The organism is Pseudonocardia hydrocarbonoxydans (genome assembly GCF_006539565.1).
Classification (GTDB): Bacteria; Actinomycetota; Actinomycetes; order Mycobacteriales; family Pseudonocardiaceae; genus Pseudonocardia; species Pseudonocardia hydrocarbonoxydans.
Window position 1 is genome coordinate 230,274 of record NZ_BJNG01000015.1, and the last position, 15,881, is coordinate 246,154.

Annotated in this window: 14 protein-coding genes; 9 read left to right on the forward strand and 5 right to left on the reverse strand. The window is 74.1% G+C overall.

The annotated features are described in order from the left end of the window. Positions 1-38: 38 nt before the first annotated feature. Together PHY01_RS09435 and PHY01_RS09440 are read right to left on the reverse strand one after the other, a co-directional pair. Complete coding sequence (locus PHY01_RS09435) at positions 39-4,694, reverse strand: ATP-dependent helicase (protein WP_170183726.1); 4,656 nt, start codon at positions 4,692-4,694, stop codon at positions 39-41. After that, positions 4,657-5,595 carry a DMT family transporter gene (locus PHY01_RS09440; RefSeq protein ID WP_141278166.1) on the reverse strand — a complete coding sequence of 313 codons (939 nt, stop codon included), beginning with the start codon at positions 5,593-5,595 and terminating at the stop codon, positions 4,657-4,659. The genes PHY01_RS09435 and PHY01_RS09440 overlap by 38 nt, the downstream gene beginning before the upstream one ends. 63 nt (positions 5,596-5,658) lie before the next feature. Here PHY01_RS09440 and PHY01_RS09445 point away from each other — a divergent pair, with 63 nt between their 5' ends. Next, positions 5,659-6,204, forward strand: coding sequence for a TetR/AcrR family transcriptional regulator (locus PHY01_RS09445; protein ID WP_141278167.1), 546 nt, complete (start codon positions 5,659-5,661; stop codon positions 6,202-6,204). 55 nt (positions 6,205-6,259) lie between these two features. Continuing rightward, positions 6,260-6,763, forward strand: coding sequence for a hemerythrin domain-containing protein (locus PHY01_RS09450; RefSeq protein ID WP_141278168.1), 504 nt, complete (start codon positions 6,260-6,262; stop codon positions 6,761-6,763). Positions 6,764-6,795: 32 nt separating this feature from the next. Here PHY01_RS09450 and PHY01_RS27925 read toward each other — a convergent pair whose 3' ends face one another. Beyond that, the gene (locus PHY01_RS27925; RefSeq protein WP_281283613.1) at positions 6,796-6,918 is read right to left on the reverse strand and encodes a hypothetical protein; all 123 of its coding nucleotides are present in this window, start codon (positions 6,916-6,918) and stop codon (positions 6,796-6,798) included. A gap of 121 nt (positions 6,919-7,039) precedes the next feature. Between PHY01_RS27925 and PHY01_RS09455 the strand changes: the two genes are divergently transcribed. The 3 genes from PHY01_RS09455 (at position 7,040) to PHY01_RS28090 (ending at position 9,601) form a co-directional block, all read left to right on the forward strand. Beyond that, positions 7,040-7,234 (forward strand): DUF3046 domain-containing protein, encoded by a 195-nt coding sequence (locus PHY01_RS09455; RefSeq protein WP_141278169.1) that lies wholly within the window; start codon positions 7,040-7,042, stop codon positions 7,232-7,234. A 196-nt stretch (positions 7,235-7,430) separates the two neighbouring features. Beyond that, positions 7,431-8,468 carry a recombinase RecA gene (recA, locus tag PHY01_RS09460; RefSeq protein WP_141278170.1) on the forward strand — a complete coding sequence of 346 codons (1,038 nt, stop codon included), beginning with the start codon at positions 7,431-7,433 and terminating at the stop codon, positions 8,466-8,468. Between the two features lie 2 nt (positions 8,469-8,470). Next, on the forward strand, positions 8,471-9,601 hold the full coding sequence (locus tag PHY01_RS28090) for a regulatory protein RecX (RefSeq protein ID WP_141278171.1): 1,131 nt from the start codon (positions 8,471-8,473) through the stop codon (positions 9,599-9,601). A 5-nt stretch (positions 9,602-9,606) separates the two neighbouring features. Here the strand turns inward: PHY01_RS28090 and PHY01_RS09470 are convergent, their stop codons facing one another. Continuing rightward, positions 9,607-10,323, reverse strand: a complete 717-nt coding sequence (locus tag PHY01_RS09470; protein ID WP_141278172.1) for a mycothiol-dependent nitroreductase Rv2466c family protein — start codon at positions 10,321-10,323, stop codon at positions 9,607-9,609. A gap of 8 nt (positions 10,324-10,331) precedes the next feature. Then, positions 10,332-11,273 (reverse strand): LysR family transcriptional regulator, encoded by a 942-nt coding sequence (locus tag PHY01_RS09475; RefSeq protein ID WP_141278173.1) that lies wholly within the window; start codon positions 11,271-11,273, stop codon positions 10,332-10,334. Between the two features lie 209 nt (positions 11,274-11,482). On the opposite strand from PHY01_RS09475, the gene PHY01_RS09480 reads away from it, so the two are divergent. From PHY01_RS09480 to sdhC, 4 genes are all read left to right on the forward strand, one after another. Next, positions 11,483-12,199, forward strand: a complete 717-nt coding sequence (locus PHY01_RS09480) for a succinate dehydrogenase cytochrome b subunit (protein ID WP_141278174.1) — start codon at positions 11,483-11,485, stop codon at positions 12,197-12,199. Then, the gene (locus PHY01_RS09485) at positions 12,196-14,139 is read left to right on the forward strand and encodes a fumarate reductase/succinate dehydrogenase flavoprotein subunit (protein ID WP_141278175.1); all 1,944 of its coding nucleotides are present in this window, start codon (positions 12,196-12,198) and stop codon (positions 14,137-14,139) included. The genes PHY01_RS09480 and PHY01_RS09485 overlap by 4 nt, the downstream gene beginning before the upstream one ends. Continuing rightward, positions 14,136-14,891 carry a succinate dehydrogenase/fumarate reductase iron-sulfur subunit gene (locus PHY01_RS09490; RefSeq protein WP_141278176.1) on the forward strand — a complete coding sequence of 252 codons (756 nt, stop codon included), beginning with the start codon at positions 14,136-14,138 and terminating at the stop codon, positions 14,889-14,891. The genes PHY01_RS09485 and PHY01_RS09490 overlap by 4 nt, the downstream gene beginning before the upstream one ends. 199 nt (positions 14,892-15,090) lie before the next feature. Continuing rightward, a complete protein-coding gene (gene sdhC / locus PHY01_RS09495) occupies positions 15,091-15,876 on the forward strand; it encodes a succinate dehydrogenase subunit SdhC (RefSeq protein ID WP_141278177.1) in 786 nt (261 codons plus the stop codon). Positions 15,877-15,881 lie beyond the last annotated feature (5 nt).

A 15,881-nucleotide genomic window follows, 5' to 3' on the forward strand; every position in this document is an offset into this window, starting at 1 on the left:
ACTGCTCCGGTCCGGGAGTGTGCCGCATGCCGGACGGGTCAGGCGCGCAGCCGCAGACCCTTGGGGGTGACCCGGAACCCGGCCTCGGTGAGCACCTCGGCCAGCTCGGACCCCAGCGACCCGACCCCGTCGGCCTTCTCCACGGCCAGCGAACCCAGCCAGCCCTCGTGCACCGCACCGGCGAGTGCCTGCGCGGCGGCCGTCAGCTCGGCATGCTCGGCGGTGAACGACAGCAGCGACCGGCCGCCCCGCTCGACGTAGAGCGCGGGCGCCCCCTCGACGAGCACCACCAGTGCGCCCGCCTTGCGCCCGGGACGGTGCTTCGTGTCGCCGACCGTGTCGGGCCACGGCAGCGCCGCCCCGTAGGGCTGGGCCGGATCGGCCGCGGCGAGCACCACCCGGGAGAGCCCACCCTCCTCGCTCGCCGCGCCGTCGGGCCGCGACATCGCCCGCAGCCGGTCGATCGCGCCCGGCACCGCGAACTGCGCCGCCCCCAGCCCCTCGACGACGTAGCCGCGGCGCGCGCGGCCGGAATCCTCCATGGCCCGCAGCACCCGGTAGACCGCGGCGAACCCGCCCACCACCCGCTCGGTGCCCAGCGCTCCGCGGGTGAGCACCCCGTGCCGCTCCAGGAAGGCCTCCGCGCGGGCGTGGGCGCGACGGGTGGCGTCGGGCTCCGGCGCCACGGCGCGCGCCCACCGCCCGCCCACCGACGGCGGCCCGCCGCGGCTGGGCATCGCCGGGCGCCCGGCGCGGAGCTGCGCGTACCGCCCGCGCGACGCCGTGCGCCGGGTGCGGTGCGCCCCGCCCCGACCGCCGGAGAGCCGCGCCCGCAGCGGGCCGAGCGTGTCGTTCGTGAGCAGGCCCGCCCAGACCAGGTCCCAGACGGCGGTCACCACGGCGTCGTCGCCCGGGGCGGCCTCGCCGTCGTCGACCAGCGTGCGGCCTGCACGGTCGGCGAGCTCCCGGAAGAACAGCGCGCCGCCGCCGTCGAGGGCCCCGAGCAGGGCGCGGTGCAGCGGGGCGTCGGCGACGTCGGTCTCGGGCTCGGGGAGCAGCAGGTCGGCGACGTCGGCCGGGGCGATCGCGAGCCAGCCGTCGCTGCCGGCCAGCGGACCGCACCCGGTCCAGGTGACCTCGCCCGCCGCCGTGAGCTCGTCGAGCAGGGCCGGGGTGTAGCCGGGCAACCGGGCCGGCAGGATCAGCGACTCCAGCGCGCTCGCCGGCAGCGGGGCCCCGGCCAGCTGCTCGACGACGCCGAGCACGTCCTCCGCGCCCGGCGCGCGCCGCATCCGGCCGCGCCGCCCGTCCTCGGCCCCGGTGCGCACTCCCTGCCAGGCTGGCAGGAACCGGCCCAGCGCCCGCTGCTCCACCGGCTCGACCTCGGCCCGCAGCCGGGCCAGCGATCCGCGCCGCAACCGCCGCAGCACCTCGGCGTCGCAGTACTCGATGCCGTCGGCGCCCGGGCGCAGCTCGCCGCGGACGACCCGGCCCGAGCCCACCAGCCGGTCGAGCACACCCGCCACGACGGCGACGCCGAGCCCGAAGCGGGCCGCGCAGTCGGCCGCGGCGAACGGGCCGTGGGTGCGCGCGTAGCGCAGGACGAGGTCGCCCAGCGGGTCGGCCACCGGCTCGGTGAACGCCTCCGGCACGCCGACGGGGAGCGCGGCACCGAGCGCGTCGCGCACCCGGCCTGCGTCCTCGATGGCGAGCCAGCGCTCCTGGCCGCCGACGCGTACCCGGATCGCGCGGCGGGCGGACTCCAGCTCCGCGAGCCACTCCGGTGCGACCCCGCGGGCGGCGGCCTCCTCGGTGGTCAGGTCGCCGAGGAAGCGCAGCAGGTCGGCCGCGCCCTCGGCGTCGCGGGCGTGCCGGTCCTCGCTGAGGCGCTGCAGCGAGGCCTCCACCTCGGCCAGCACCTCGGGGTCGAGCAGCTCCCGGATCGCCTCGGACCCCAGCAGCTCGGCGAGCAGGGTGGAGTCCAGTGCCAGCGCCGCGGCGCGGCGCTCGGCCAGCGGGGCGTCGGCCTCGTAGAGGAACATCCCGACGTAGCCGAACAGCAGGCTCCGCGCGAACGGCGACGGCGCCGGGGTGACGACCTCGACGACCTGCACCTTCCGCCCCTGCACGTCGGCCATCAGGGAGCGCAGCCCCGGCAGGTCGTAGACGTCCTGCACGCACTCGCGCATCGCCTCGAGCGTGACGGGGAACTGCTCGTAGCGGCCCGCCACCGCCAGCAGCTGCGCCGAGCGTTGCCGCTGCTGCCACAGGGGCGCCCGCCGCTTGGGGTCGCGGCGGGGCAGCAGCAGCGACCGTGCCGCGCACTCGCGGAAGCGGGACGCGTACAGCGAGGACCCGCCCAGCTCCGCGACGACGATCTGCTCGACCTCGGCCGGGTCGAGCAGCACGTCCTCCGCGGTGGGCACGACCTCGGCACCGGAGTCGTCGACGGCGTCGGGCAGGCGCAGCACGATCCCGTCGTCGCCCGCCGACGCCTGGCACTCCACGCCCCGCCGCTCCCGCATCCGCGCGGAGATCGCCAGCGACCACGGCCCGTTGACCTGGCGCCCGAACGGGGAGTGCACGACCAGGCGCCAGTCGCCCAGCTCGTCGCGGAAGCGCTCGACGAGGATCGTGCGGTCGCTCGGGACGTGGCGGGTGGCGTCGCGCTGCTCGTGCAGGTAGGCGAGCAGGTTGTCGATCGCCCACTCGTCGAGGCCCGCCGCAGCGGCCCGGGCCCGCGCGTCGACGTCGGGCAACGCCGACATCTCCCGCACGAACGCCCCCACGGCCCGCCCGAGCTCGAGCGGGCGGCCGATCGACTCGCCCTTCCAGAACGGCATCCGGGCGGGCACCCCGGGTGCGGGGGTGACGATCACCCGGTCGTGGGTGATGTCCTCCACCCGCCAGCTCGACGTGCCGAGCAGGAACGTGTCGCCGACCCGTGACTCGTAGACCATCTCCTCGTCGAGCTCGCCCACCCGCGACCCGGCGCCGTCGGCCCCGCCGGGCGTCATGACCGTGAACAGCCCGCGGTCGGGGATGGTGCCCCCGGAGGTGACGGCGAGCCGCTGCGCGCCGGGCCGCCCGGCCAGTGTGTCGGTGACGCGGTCCCAGGTGATCCGCGCGCGCAGCTCCCCGAACTCCTCCGACGGGTAGCGCCCGGCCAGCATGTCGAGCACCGAGTGCAGCGCGGAGTCGGGCAGCGCGGCGAACGGCGCGGCCCGGCGCACGACGCGGGTGAGGTCGTCGAGCGCCCACGGCTCGAGCGCGACCATCGCGACGATCTGCTGGGCCAGGACGTCGAGCGGGTTGCGCGGGTAGCGCATCGACTCGATGGCGCCGGCCGTCATCCGCTCGGCCACCACCGCGCAGGACACGAGATCCCCGCGGAACTTCGGGAACACGACGCCGGTGGAGACCGCGCCGACCTGGTGCCCGGCCCGGCCCACCCGCTGCAGCCCGGACGCCACGCTCGGTGGGGCCTCCACCTGCACGACGAGGTCGACCGCGCCCATGTCGATGCCCAGCTCCAGGCTGGAGGTGGCCACCACGCACGGCAGCAGCCCGGCCTTGAGCTCCTCCTCCACGAGCGTGCGCTGCTCGCGCGACATCGACCCGTGGTGCGCCTTCGCCACGACCGGCGGCGCCCCGCTCCCGACGCCGGACTGCCCGACGGCCTCTGCGGGGAACGGCGCGTCGAGGTCGGGCAGCTCGCCCTCGACCTCCTCGGCCGCCAGCTCGTTGAGCTTGGACGTCAGCCGCTCGGCGAGGCGCCGGGAGTTGGAGAACACGATCGTGGACCGGTGCGCCCGCACCAGCTCCAGCAGGCGGCGCTCCACCGCGGGCCAGATCGAGGGGCGCTGCGCGGTGCCCGCCGCCGACCCGATGACCTCCTCGTCGGAGCTGCCCGGCGCGGGCCGCTCGTCGAGCGCGGCCAGATCGGGCACCGGGACCTCGACGGTGACCTCGATGGTCTTGGGGATCGACGGCTGCACGATCTCCACCGGGCGTGCACCGGCCAGGAACGTGGACACCTCGTCGATCGGCCGGACCGTGGCGGACAGGCCGATGCGCTGGGCGGGCTGCCTCGGGTGTGGGTGTCCCGCATCGGTGGAGCGCAGCTCGTCGAGCCGCTCCAGGGACAGGGCCAGGTGCGCGCCGCGCTTGGTGCCGGCCACGGCGTGTACCTCGTCGAGGATCACGGTCTCGACGCCCTTGAGCGACTCCCGCGCCGCCGAGGTGAGCAGCAGGAACAGCGACTCCGGCGTGGTGACCAGCACATCGGGCGGGGTGCGGGCGAAGGCGCGCCGCTCGTCGGCCGGGGTGTCGCCGGTGCGCATCCCGACCGTGACGTCGGGGACCGCGTGCCCCAGCCGCTGCGCCGCCTGCCGGATGCCGGCGAGCGGGGAGCGCAGGTTGCGCTGCACGTCGACCGCCAGTGCCTTGAGCGGCGAGACGTACAGCACCCGGCAGCGGTGCTTCGGCTCGTCGGGGACCGGAGTGGACGCCAGCCGGTCGAGCGCCCAGAGGAACGCCGCCAGCGTCTTGCCCGATCCCGTGGGGGCGACGACGAGCGCGTGCCGCCCGGCCTGCGCGGCGCTCCAGGCCCCCTCCTGGGCCGCGGTGGGCGCGGCGAAGGCCCCCGTGAACCAGTCACGGGTGGCGGGGGAGAACCCGTCGAGCGCGGTCATGGTCTCCATCATGCGCCGGGGGTCCGACACTTTCCCGCGGGCGCCCGAGCAGCACCAGCCCGACGCCGACCGCGCACGCCGCCGCGCCCGGCCACGCCAGCGCCCCCGGGACCTCCCCGAACATCAGGAACGCCCACACCGCCGTGACCGGAGGGGTGAGGTAGAGCAGCGTGCTCACCCGCAGCGCGCCGCTCCGGCCCAGCACGACCAGGTAGGCCCCGTACCCGCCGAAGGACGACAGCAGCACCGTCCAGGCGACGGCCCACCAGAACGCCGGATCCGCGGGCGGCACGAGGTCCCCCGTCCCCCCGGCGACCGCGACGAACAGCGCCGCCGCCGTCGCCGTCTGCATCGTCAGCGACTGCAGCGGCGTCTCCGGGGCGCGCATCCGGCGCTGCAGCACCGTGCCCGCGGTGAGCGCGAGCATCCCGCCCACGGGCAGCAGGTAGGCCCACCCCGGCGCGGTGCCGCCGCCCACGTCCCCCGCCACGACCCAGACGACGCCGACCAGCCCGATCGCCAGCCCCGCGCGCTGGCGCCCCGTCGTCCGCTCGCCCAGCAGCGGGCCCCCGACGGCCGCGACGAGCAGCGGCTGCACCGCCGCGACCAGCGCCGCGGTCCCGGCCGGCACGCCGAGCCCCACCCCGGACACGATCCCGCCCAGGTAGAGGACCTGGACCAGGACGCCCAGCCCGGCCTGGCGCCGCCACGCGCCGGGCGCGGCCGGCCGGTGCAGCACCGCGGCCACCAGCCCCAGCAGCAGCGCGGCGACCGCGTAGCGCCACGCCAGCAGCGTCAGCGCGGGTGCGGTCCGGGTGCCCAGCTCGGCCCCGACGAAGCCCGAGCTCCACAGCACCACCAGTGCGGCCGCCGCGAGGGCGTCGATCCGTCGGTTCGTCACCGGCTCGACGTAACCATACCGGTCGGTATACTCGCAGTGTCCCGCCGACGGAAGGTCCCCACCGTGCCCGACCCGCTCGACCCCGGACCCCCGCTGACCGCCGCGGGGGAGCGCCTCGCCGTCGCCGCGTCGGAGCTGTTCTACCGACACGGGATCCGCGCCGTCGGCGTCGACCTCGTCGCCGAGCACGCCGGTACGACGAAGAAGACGCTCTACGACCGCTTCGGCTCGAAGGACGCCCTCGTCGCGCTGTACCTGCGCCGCCGCGCCCGCACCTGGCAGGCGTTCCTGGCCGAGCGCACCCGGGGCGACGGTTCGGTGCTCGCCGTGTTCGACGCGCTCGACGCCTGGCTCGTCACCCAGGACCGCGGCTGCGCCTTCGTCAACGCCTACGCCGAGATCGGCGGCACCGACCATCCCGGGGTGGCCGTCGTGCGGGCGGAGAAGGAGTGGATGCGGGAGCTGTTCGCGGGCCTGGCCGGCGACGCCGGGCTCGGCGCACAGCTGCACCTGCTCTTCGAGGGCGCGACCGTCATGGTCACCGCGGGCGGGCAGCCGGACGCCGTCGTGCGGGCCCGGGAGGCCGCCCGGGCGCTGCTCGGGGTTTGACCACCGCTCCGACCGGGAACGTAGCCGCGACCGAAACCGACAGGAGCCCACCACCATGCCCGACGTCGTCCGCCTCATCCTCGACGACCACGAGTCATTCCGCGCCCGCTTCGCCGAGCTGGAGAAGCTGCACGACGACGCCACCGCGGCCGCCGCGATCTGGGCGCCGCTGGCGGCCGAGCTCGAGGTGCACGCCACGGCCGAGGAGAAGTTCTTCTACCCGCAGCTCCTCGAGCGCGTCGACGACATGGAGGACGAGACCGAGGACGCCGTCGGCGACCACGACGACATCCGCAAGGGCATCCGGCGCGCCGCGGCCGCCGACCTAGGCAGCGACGAGTGGTGGGCCGGGATCAGGGACGCCCAGGAGGCCAACGACCACCACCTGGCCGAGGAGGAGCGCGACGACCTGGCGCCGTTCCTGGAGAAGACCTCGCTCGAGGTCCGCAACCAGGTCGGGGAGAAGTTCGCGGCGTTCAAGAGGGAGCACGCCCACGGGGCCGGGCTCGACTACTCCGACACCGGCGCCGAGGAGTACATGGAGGAGCACACCTCCTAGATCCTCAGGCCTGGGCCCTCGGGCCCGGGTCCTCAGCGCCCGCGGTTCTGCCACCACCAGCGCAGCAGCAGCGTCAGCGACGTCAGCAGCATCATCAGCACGACGAGCTGCCCGAGCGGCGACGAGAAGCCGGTGGGATCGCCCGAATAGTCCATATCGACGAGGCTACCTCCCGCGCCGTCCGGTCGTCCCGGACGACGGGACGGCGCGGCGCTCCGCCGTCGACGGACGGGCCGCCCGACGTCCTCCGACGGCGCCGTGGCCTAGCGTGGGGGTGTGCGACTGACGCAGTTCCGTGAGCTCATGGAGGGGGAGTTCGGTGCCGCGCGCGCCGCCTCACTGGCCCGTGACCACGTGTTCGCCGAGCTCGGCGACCGCACGGTGGAGCAGGCGCTGGAGTCCGGCCACGACGCCCGCGAGGTGTGGCGGGTCGTCTGTGCGGCCTACGACGTGCCCCCCTCGCGGCAGTAGATCCGCCGTCCGGCGCGCGATCCTGGCCGCCGGGCGTGTCGACGTCGCGATCGAACAGGTGTTCGCTAGTGTGTTGTCCACATCGCGTGGTGGCCGTCCACAGTTCCGGACCTCGCCCGCGGATTGTCGGTGGTCGCCCCTACCGTCGACGTCGACACCTCTCCAAGACCGACACGACCACGATGTGGAGCCGGCGATGATCGCACCCGACCGAGAGAAGGCGCTCGAACTCGCCCTCGCCCAGATCGAGAAGAGCCACGGCAAGGGCTCGGTGATGCGCCTGGGCGACGACACCCGCCCGCCGGTCGGCATCATCCCCACGGGCTCGATCGCCCTCGACGTCGCGCTCGGCGTGGGTGGTCTGCCCCGCGGCCGCGTGGTGGAGATCTACGGCCCGGAGTCCAGCGGTAAGACCACGGTCGCGCTGCACGCGGTGGCCAACGCGCAGGCCGCGGGTGGCATCGCCGCGTTCATCGACGCCGAGCACGCGCTCGACCCGGAGTACGCGAAGGCGCTGGGCGTCGACACCGACAACCTGCTCGTCTCCCAGCCCGACACGGGGGAGCAGGCGCTCGAGATCGCCGACATGCTCATCCGCTCCGGCGCGCTCGACCTCATCGTCGTCGACTCGGTGGCCGCGCTCGTGCCCCGCGCCGAGATCGAGGGCGAGATGGGCGACAGCCATGTCGGCCTGCAGGCCCGGCTCATGAGCCAGGCCCTGCGCAAGATCACCGGTGCGCTCAGCAACTCCGGCACCACGATGATCTTCATCAACCAGCTGCGCGAGAAGATCGGCGTCATGTTCGGCTCCCCGGAGACGACCACGGGTGGCAAGGCGCTGAAGTTCTACGCCTCGGTCCGCCTCGACATCCGCCGCATCGAGACGCTCAAGGACGGCTCCGACATGGTCGGCAACCGCACCCGCGTCAAGGTCGTGAAGAACAAGGTCGCCCCGCCGTTCAAGCAGGCCGAGTTCGACATCCTCTACGGCGTCGGCATCAGCCGTGAGGGTTCGCTGGTCGACGTGGGCGTCGAGCAGGGCCTCGTCCGCAAGTCCGGTGCCTGGTACACCTACGAGGGCGACCAGCTCGGGCAGGGCAAGGAGAACGCCCGCAAGTTCCTGCGGGAGAACCCCGACGTCGCCAACGAGATCGAGAAGCGGATCAAGGAGAAGCTGGGCATCGGGGCCGTCGTCGACGCCGACGCGGCCGTCCCGACACCCGTCGACTTCTGAGCGTGGGCGGCGACCCGCGCCGGGTCGCCGGGTTCGAGCGGCCCGGGCCGGCCACCGGTCCGGCCGTCGAGGCCCGGTTCGACGCGATCGGCGGTGACGGCCCGGCCGCCGCCCCCGTCGCGACGTTCGCCGGGCTCGGGACGGGGGAGGACCCCGACCGCACCACCGCCGGGGCGGGCCCCGATGGCGATCCCGCCGCAGACGATCCCGGAGCCCCGGACGGCCCACCGGCCGCGGTCGCGCGGCTCGGCGAGGCCGGCGGCGCGGATCCGGCGGTCGCCGTCGCCGAGCTGGACGTGCCGGACGCGCCGGGCGCGTCCCGGGGCACGGCCGTGCGGACGGCGCGCCTCGGTGCGGGCGGACGTGGCCGGGTGGCGCCGGGCGGCGGACGGGCCGCGCCCGAACCGGATGCCGAGGAGGGCACACGGGGCGGCAGGCGCCCGCGGCGGCGCGCCGGCACCCGGCCGGGGCCACCCGACACCGACCGGCCCGCGGGTCCCGGCCCCGAGCGCGGCGGCGACCGCCCGTCGCAGCCGGAACCCGCCGACGCGGCCGGGGAGGGCCGGCCGCGCGACGGCGCCCGTCGCGGCTGGGGGCCGAAGCAGATCGACCCCGACGCCGACCCGCTGGTCGCGGCCCGGGAGATCTGCCTGCGGCTGCTCACCGACCGGGCCCGCACCCGGCACGAGCTGGCCCGGGCCCTGGCGCAGCGCGGCGTGCCCGACGACGCCGCCGAGTCGGTGCTGAGCCGGTTCGACGAGGTCGGCCTGATCGACGACGCCGCCTTCGCCGGCCAGTACGTGCGTTCCCGCCACAGCTACCGCGGCCTCTCGCGGCGGGCGATCGCGATGGAGCTGCGGCGCAAGGGCGTCGACGACGAGGTGGCGGGGGAGGCGCTGGAGGAGGTCGATCCCGCGTCGGAGGAACAGCGCGCCCGCGAGCTGGTCGACCGCAAGCTGCGCACCGTGCCCGCCGACACCCCGGAGCAGCGCCGCAAGGCGGTCAACCGGTTGGTCGGCATGCTCGCCCGCAAGGGTTACGGCGGCGGGGTCGCCTACCGGGTGGTCCGGGAGGCGCTCGCGGCGCACGGGGCCGACGCCGAGGAGCTCGGCGACGACCACGTCCCCGACTGAGCCGGCTACCGCTTCTGCCGCCGGCTCCCCGCGTGCCAGTCCTGCTGCACCCCCACCTCGTCGTCGGCGACGCCGAGCGCCCGCAGCCGGGGCAGCTCGCGCAGGCTGCGCTTGAGCTCGGCGAACCCGGGGAAGCGGGCCAGCGCGATGACGTGGTCCCAGAGCTCCGCCGCCTCGTCGTCGGCGGGGAGGCGGCTGATCACCGGGCCGAAGAAGGCCACCCCGTCCGGCGGCTCGAACTGCAGGATCGGGGTGCCGACGTCCTTGCCGGTGAGCGCGAGCGCCTCGTCGGTCTCGGCCTGGATCAGGGCGTCCCAGCCCGGGTCGTCGAGGGCGTCGGTGAGCCCGGCCGGCAGCCCGAGCCCGGCGAGCACGGGGGCGACGAACCCGGCCGTGCCCCGGCGCGCGGCGTCGTCGTCGGGCACCGGGTCGGTGTCGAAGATGGCCGCGCCGAGGGCGGCGTACAGCCGGTCGACGGCGGCGTCGCCGTGCGCCGCCCGGGTGGCGGCGGCCACGCGCAGCAGGCGCAGCCCCGCGGTGTGGCCCGCCTCGTACTCCGGCGGGAAGTGCGCGTCGTAGTCGATGTGGGAGTTCAGCAGCCGCAGCGAGATGAACCGCCACTGCACGGAGTAGTCGCGCGCGGCCTGCACCTGCCGCACCCACTTGCTGGTCATCCACGCGAAGGGGCACACCGGATCGAAGTAGAAGTGCACGTCGGCCATGCGGTGAGCTAATCAGGGCGGCGCAGCACCTGCACGTCGCCGGGCAGCCCGTCGCCCGCCGACAGCGCGGCCAGGAACGACAGCAGCGTGTCGCGGAACGCGCTCATGGCGTGGGTGGGGACGAGGTCGGCGCGGCGGGCCAGCGCCACCGTCTGGTAGAGCGGTGGGGTGAGCACGGTGCGCCGCAGCCGGGGGCGGCCGGCGAACACGAGGTCCGGCACCACCGCGACCCCGGTCCCGGCCTCGACCAGCCGCAGCACCGCGTCCATCTCCCCGCCCTCCACGGCGAAGCGGGGGGTCTCGCCCGCGTCGGCGTACGCGCGCAACGTCGCCTCGCGCACGTCGTAGCCCAGCCGCGGGACGACGAGCGGGCGGCGGGCCAGCTCGTGGACGGTCATCGACCCGCGCGAGGACGGCGCGCGCTCCGAGGAGGGGGAGGCCACCGACAGCCGCTCGCGCAGCAGCGGGGTGGTGTGCAGCGCGGGGTCGACGCCGGTGCTCGGCACGATCACCAGCGCGACGTCGAGCTCCCCGCGGACGAGCGAGCGCACCAGCGGCTGCGACCCGCTCTCGACCAGCTCCAGCCGGACGTCGGGGTAGCGGTCGTGGAAGACGCGCAGCACGTCGGCCAGCACGCCGATGCACAGCGACGGGGTGGCCCCGACCCGCACCCGCCCGCTGCGCAGCCCGATGAGCTCGGCGACGCCGGTGCGGGCGCGCTCGGCGTCGGCCAGCATCCGCCGCGCGAGCGGCAGCACCACCTCGCCCGCCGGGGTGAGCGTGACGCCCTCGCGGCCCCCGCGCTGCACCAGCGGCGCCCCGAGCTCGTCCTCGAGCACCCGCAGCTGTCGCGACAGCGTCGGCTGCGCCACCCCGGCCACGTCGGCGGCCCGGGTGAAGCTGCGCGCGTCGGCCAGTGCCACGAGATAGGCGAGCTGCGTCAGCGTCACCGCCATAGCCTACGAGCATCGACCGGTCGGGGGCGATGCCGCGGGAGTGGGGTCGTACGCCGTTACGGCAACGGAGTGAAGCGGGGCACGTGAGGGGCCGGCAGCCGGGGCCCTGACCTGCGGCGCCGACCCACCTATAGCGGCAGAGCACCGAACCCGGCCGAACCATGCATTGGACGGCACAGTCGCCCGGTGGTCACCCTTGCCGCATGGTGTCCCTGGTTCCGCGCACGAACGGCGATGCGCCGACCCGGCGTACCCCGCGGCCGTCGTCCGTGCAGCTCAAGTACGTGATGGCCGTGTCCGGTGCGGTGATGTTCCTCTACCTCGTCGCGCACATGGTCGGCAATCTCAAGATCTTCTTCGGGGCCGAGTCGCTCGACCTCTACGCCGCGTGGCTGCGGGTCGTCGGCGCGCCCGCGCTGCCGGAGCAGACCGTGCTGTGGCTCGTGCGGGTCGTGCTGCTCGCCGCCGTGGTCGGCCACATCGTGGCGGCCACGATCCTGGCCCGCCGCGCGTCGCGGGCCCGGCCGGTGAAGTACGCGCACCGCAGCCGGGTGGCGGGCTCCTACGCCGCGCGGACCATGCGCTGGGGCGGCGTGATCGTGGCGCTGTTCATCGTCTACCACATCCTGGACCTGACGACGGGCACGCTGAACCCCAACGGGGTGTACGGCGAGGTCTACGCGAACCTGGTGGCCGACTTCGCGCCGCAGCGCTGGTACGTGACGGCGTTCTACGTCGTGTCGATCCTCGCGCTGACGCTGCACCTGCGGCACGGGCTGTGGAGCGCGCTGCAGTCGCTGGGCCGCACCCGCGGCGGCAACCTCGCCGCGCTCCGGGCGACCGCGAACGTCGTCGCGATCGCGCTGGCCGCCGGCTTCCTCGTCGTCCCGCTCTCGATCACGTTCGGACTGGTGTCATGACCGCGTACTCGGAGTTCTCCGTCGGCGAGCCGATCGCCGACACCGCCGCCCCCGACGGGCCGATCGAGTCCCGCTGGGAGCGCCGCCGGTTCGGCGTCAAGCTCGTGAACCCGGCCAACAAGCGCAAGATGCGGATCATCGTGGTGGGCACAGGGCTGGCCGGTGGGTCGGCCGCGGCCACGCTGGCCGAGGCCGGCTACCAGGTGACGAGCTTCTGCTACCAGGACAGCCCGCGCCGGGCGCACTCCATCGCCGCGCAGGGCGGCATCAACGCCGCGAAGAACTACCGCAACGACGGCGACTCGGTGCAGCGGCTGTTCTACGACACCGTCAAGGGCGGGGACTTCCGCGCCCGCGAGGCCAACGTCCACCGCCTCGCCGAGATCAGCGTGCAGATCATCGACCAGTGCGTGGCGCAGGGCGTGCCGTTCGCCCGCGAGTACGGCGGCCTGCTCGACAACCGCTCCTTCGGCGGCGTCCAGGTCTCCCGCACCTTCTACGCCAAGGGCCAGACCGGCCAGCAGCTCTTGCTGGGTGCCTACCAGGCCCTGGAGCGCCAGATCGACGCCGGCCGCGTCGAGATGCACACCCGCCACGAGATGCTCGAACTCGTCGTCGTCGACGGCCGGGCGCGCGGTGTCGTCGTGCGCGACATGGTGACCGGCGAGATCGAGACCCACCTCGCCGACGCCGTGGTCCTCGCCAGCGGCGGCTACGGCAACGTCTTCTACCTGTCCACCAACGCCAAGGGCTGCAACGTCACCGCCACCTGGCGGGCGCACCGCAAGGGGGCGCTGTTCGCCAACCCGTGCTTCACCCAGATCCACCCCACGTGCATCCCGGTGAGCGGCGAGCACCAGAGCAAGCTCACGCTGATGAGCGAGTCGCTGCGCAACGACGGCCGCATCTGGGTGCCGGCGCAGGCGGGCGACACCCGCTCCCCGAAGGACATCCCCGAGGACGAGCGCGACTACTTCCTGGAGCGCCAGTACCCGGCGTTCGGCAACCTGGTGCCCCGCGACATCGCCAGCCGCGCCGCCAAGAACGTGTGCGACGCCGGACGCGGCGTCGGACCGTCGGGTCTCGGCGTCTACCTGGACTTCTCCGAGATCATCGAGCGGACGGGCCGCGACGCGGTGGCGGCCCGCTACGGCAACCTGTTCGACATCTACGAGCGCATCACCGGCGAGGACCCCTACGAGGTCCCCATGCGCATCTACCCGGCGGTGCACTACACGATGGGCGGGCTGTGGGTCGACTACGACCTGCAGAGCACGATCCCGGGACTGTTCGTCGTCGGCGAGGCCAACTTCTCCGACCACGGCGCCAACCGGCTCGGCGCCTCCGCGCTGATGCAGGGCCTGGCCGACGGCTACTTCGTGCTGCCCACCACCATCGGCGACTACCTGGCCACGAGCCGGCTGGAGCCGGTCGCGGCCGACGCCCCCGAGGTGCGGGAGGCGCGCGCCCAGGTGACCGAGCGGATCGAGCGGCTGCTCGCCGTCGACGGCACCCGCACCGTCGACTCCTTCCACCGCGAGCTGGGCCACATCATGTGGGACCACTGCGGCATGGAGCGCACCGAGGAGGGCCTGCGCAAGGCACTGGACCTGATCTCCGAGCTGCGCCGGGAGTTCTGGCGCTCGGTCAAGGTGCCCGGTTCGGCGGACACGCTGAACCAGTCGCTGGAGAAGGCCGGACGGGTGGCCGACTTCCTGGAGCTCGGCGAGCTCATGTGCCTGGACGCGCTGCACCGCACGGAGTCCTGCGGCGGCCACTTCCGCGCCGAGAGCCAGGCCGACGGCGAGGCCGAGCGCGACGACGAGCACTTCTCCTACGTCGCGGCGTGGGAGTTCACCGGTGCGGGCGAGGCCCCGGTCCTGCACAAGGAGGACCTGGTCTTCGACCACGTCACCCCCAGCCAGCGGAGCTACAAATGAGACTGACACTGAAGATCTGGCGCCAGGAGGCCCCCGGGGCGACCGGGCGGATGGTCGGCTACCAGGTCGACGACGCCGACGAGGACATGTCGTTCCTGGAGCTCCTCGACGTCCTCAACGAGAAGCTGATCCTCTCCGGCGACGAGCCGGTGGCCTTCGACCACGACTGCCGCGAGGGCATCTGCGGGTCCTGCGCCATGGTGATCAACGGCGAGCCGCACGGCCCGCAGAAGGCCACCACGGCCTGCCAGCTGCACCTGCGCCACTTCCGCGACGGGGAGACGATCGTCGTCGAGCCGTGGCGGGCGGCGGCGTTCCCGGTCGTCAAGGACCTAGTCACCGACCGCAGCGCGTTCGACCGCGTCATCGCGGCCGGGGGCTACATCAGCGCCCCGACCGGTGCCGCGCCCGACGCGCACGCCACGCCGGTGCCGAAGGCGAACGCCGATCGTGCCTTCACCGCCGCGGCGTGCATCGGATGCGGTGCGTGCGTGGCGGCGTGCCCGAACGGGTCGGCGTCGCTGTTCCTCGGAGCGAAGATCACCCACCTCGGTGAGCTGCCCCAGGGCCGGCCCGAGCAGGACGACCGCGTGGTGCGGATGGTCGAGCAGCACGACGCCGAGGGGTTCGGCGGCTGCACGAACACCGGCGCGTGCACCGTCTCGTGCCCGAAGGAGATCCCGCTCGACGTCATCTCCCAGCTCAACCGGGACTACCTGCACGCCACGACCGGGAGCCGCCGCTCGGCCTGACCCCCGCGACCGACTCCGGCCCGGCCCCCACGGGGGCCGGGCCACCGGTCGTGTCACGGCCCGGTGACGTGACTGTGACTCCCGTCTCGACCACCGGATTTGTTCCCCACCCGTCACCGTCGTGGCCGACGTTACGTCGTACGCTCCGCCCAGTTTCGACCCCGTTCGATCGCGGAAACGAAGACGAGGACCCACTGACGTGTCATCCACCACAGACGCGTCCACGGGCCGGGCACAGATCTCGGCCAGGACGCTGCGCACCGACCGGTGGTGGCTCCCGCCACTGCTCAACTTCGCCGGGCTCACGGCCTGGGTCGCCTACGCCACCGTGCGGGCGTTCCAGCAGGACAACTACTACGTCGCCGAGTACGGCTACCTGACGCCGTTCTACTCGCCGTGCTTCTCCGTCGGCTGCATCCCGGAGGCGTCCCACTTCGGGCAGATCCTGCCCGACGTCTGGTGGCTGCCCTACGCGGCGCTGACGCTGCCGTTCCTGCTGCTGTTCCGGCTCACCTGCTACTACTACCGCAAGGCCTACTACCGGGCGTTCTGGCTGTCGCCGCCCGCCTGCGCCGTGGCCGAGCCGCACAAGCGCTACACCGGTGAGACCCGTTTCCCGCTGCTCGGGCAGAACCTGCACCGCTACTTCTTCTACGCCGCCGCGATCATCTCGGTGATCAACACCTACGACATGGTGCTGGCGTTCACCGAGGGCGTGGGCCTGGGCAGCATCATCCTGCTGATCAACGTCGTCGCGCTGTGGGCGTACACGATCTCGTGCCACTCCTGCCGCAGCATCGTCGGCGGGCGGATCAACAACTTCTCCAAGCACCCGTCGCGCTACAAGGCGTGGGTGTACGTGTCCAAGCTGAACGCCAAGCACATGCAGCTGGCGTGGCTCACACTGGGGACGCTGGCGTTCACGGACTTCTACGTGATGGCCGTCGCTGCCGGCTGGATCACCGACCTGCGGATCGTGGGGTGACTACC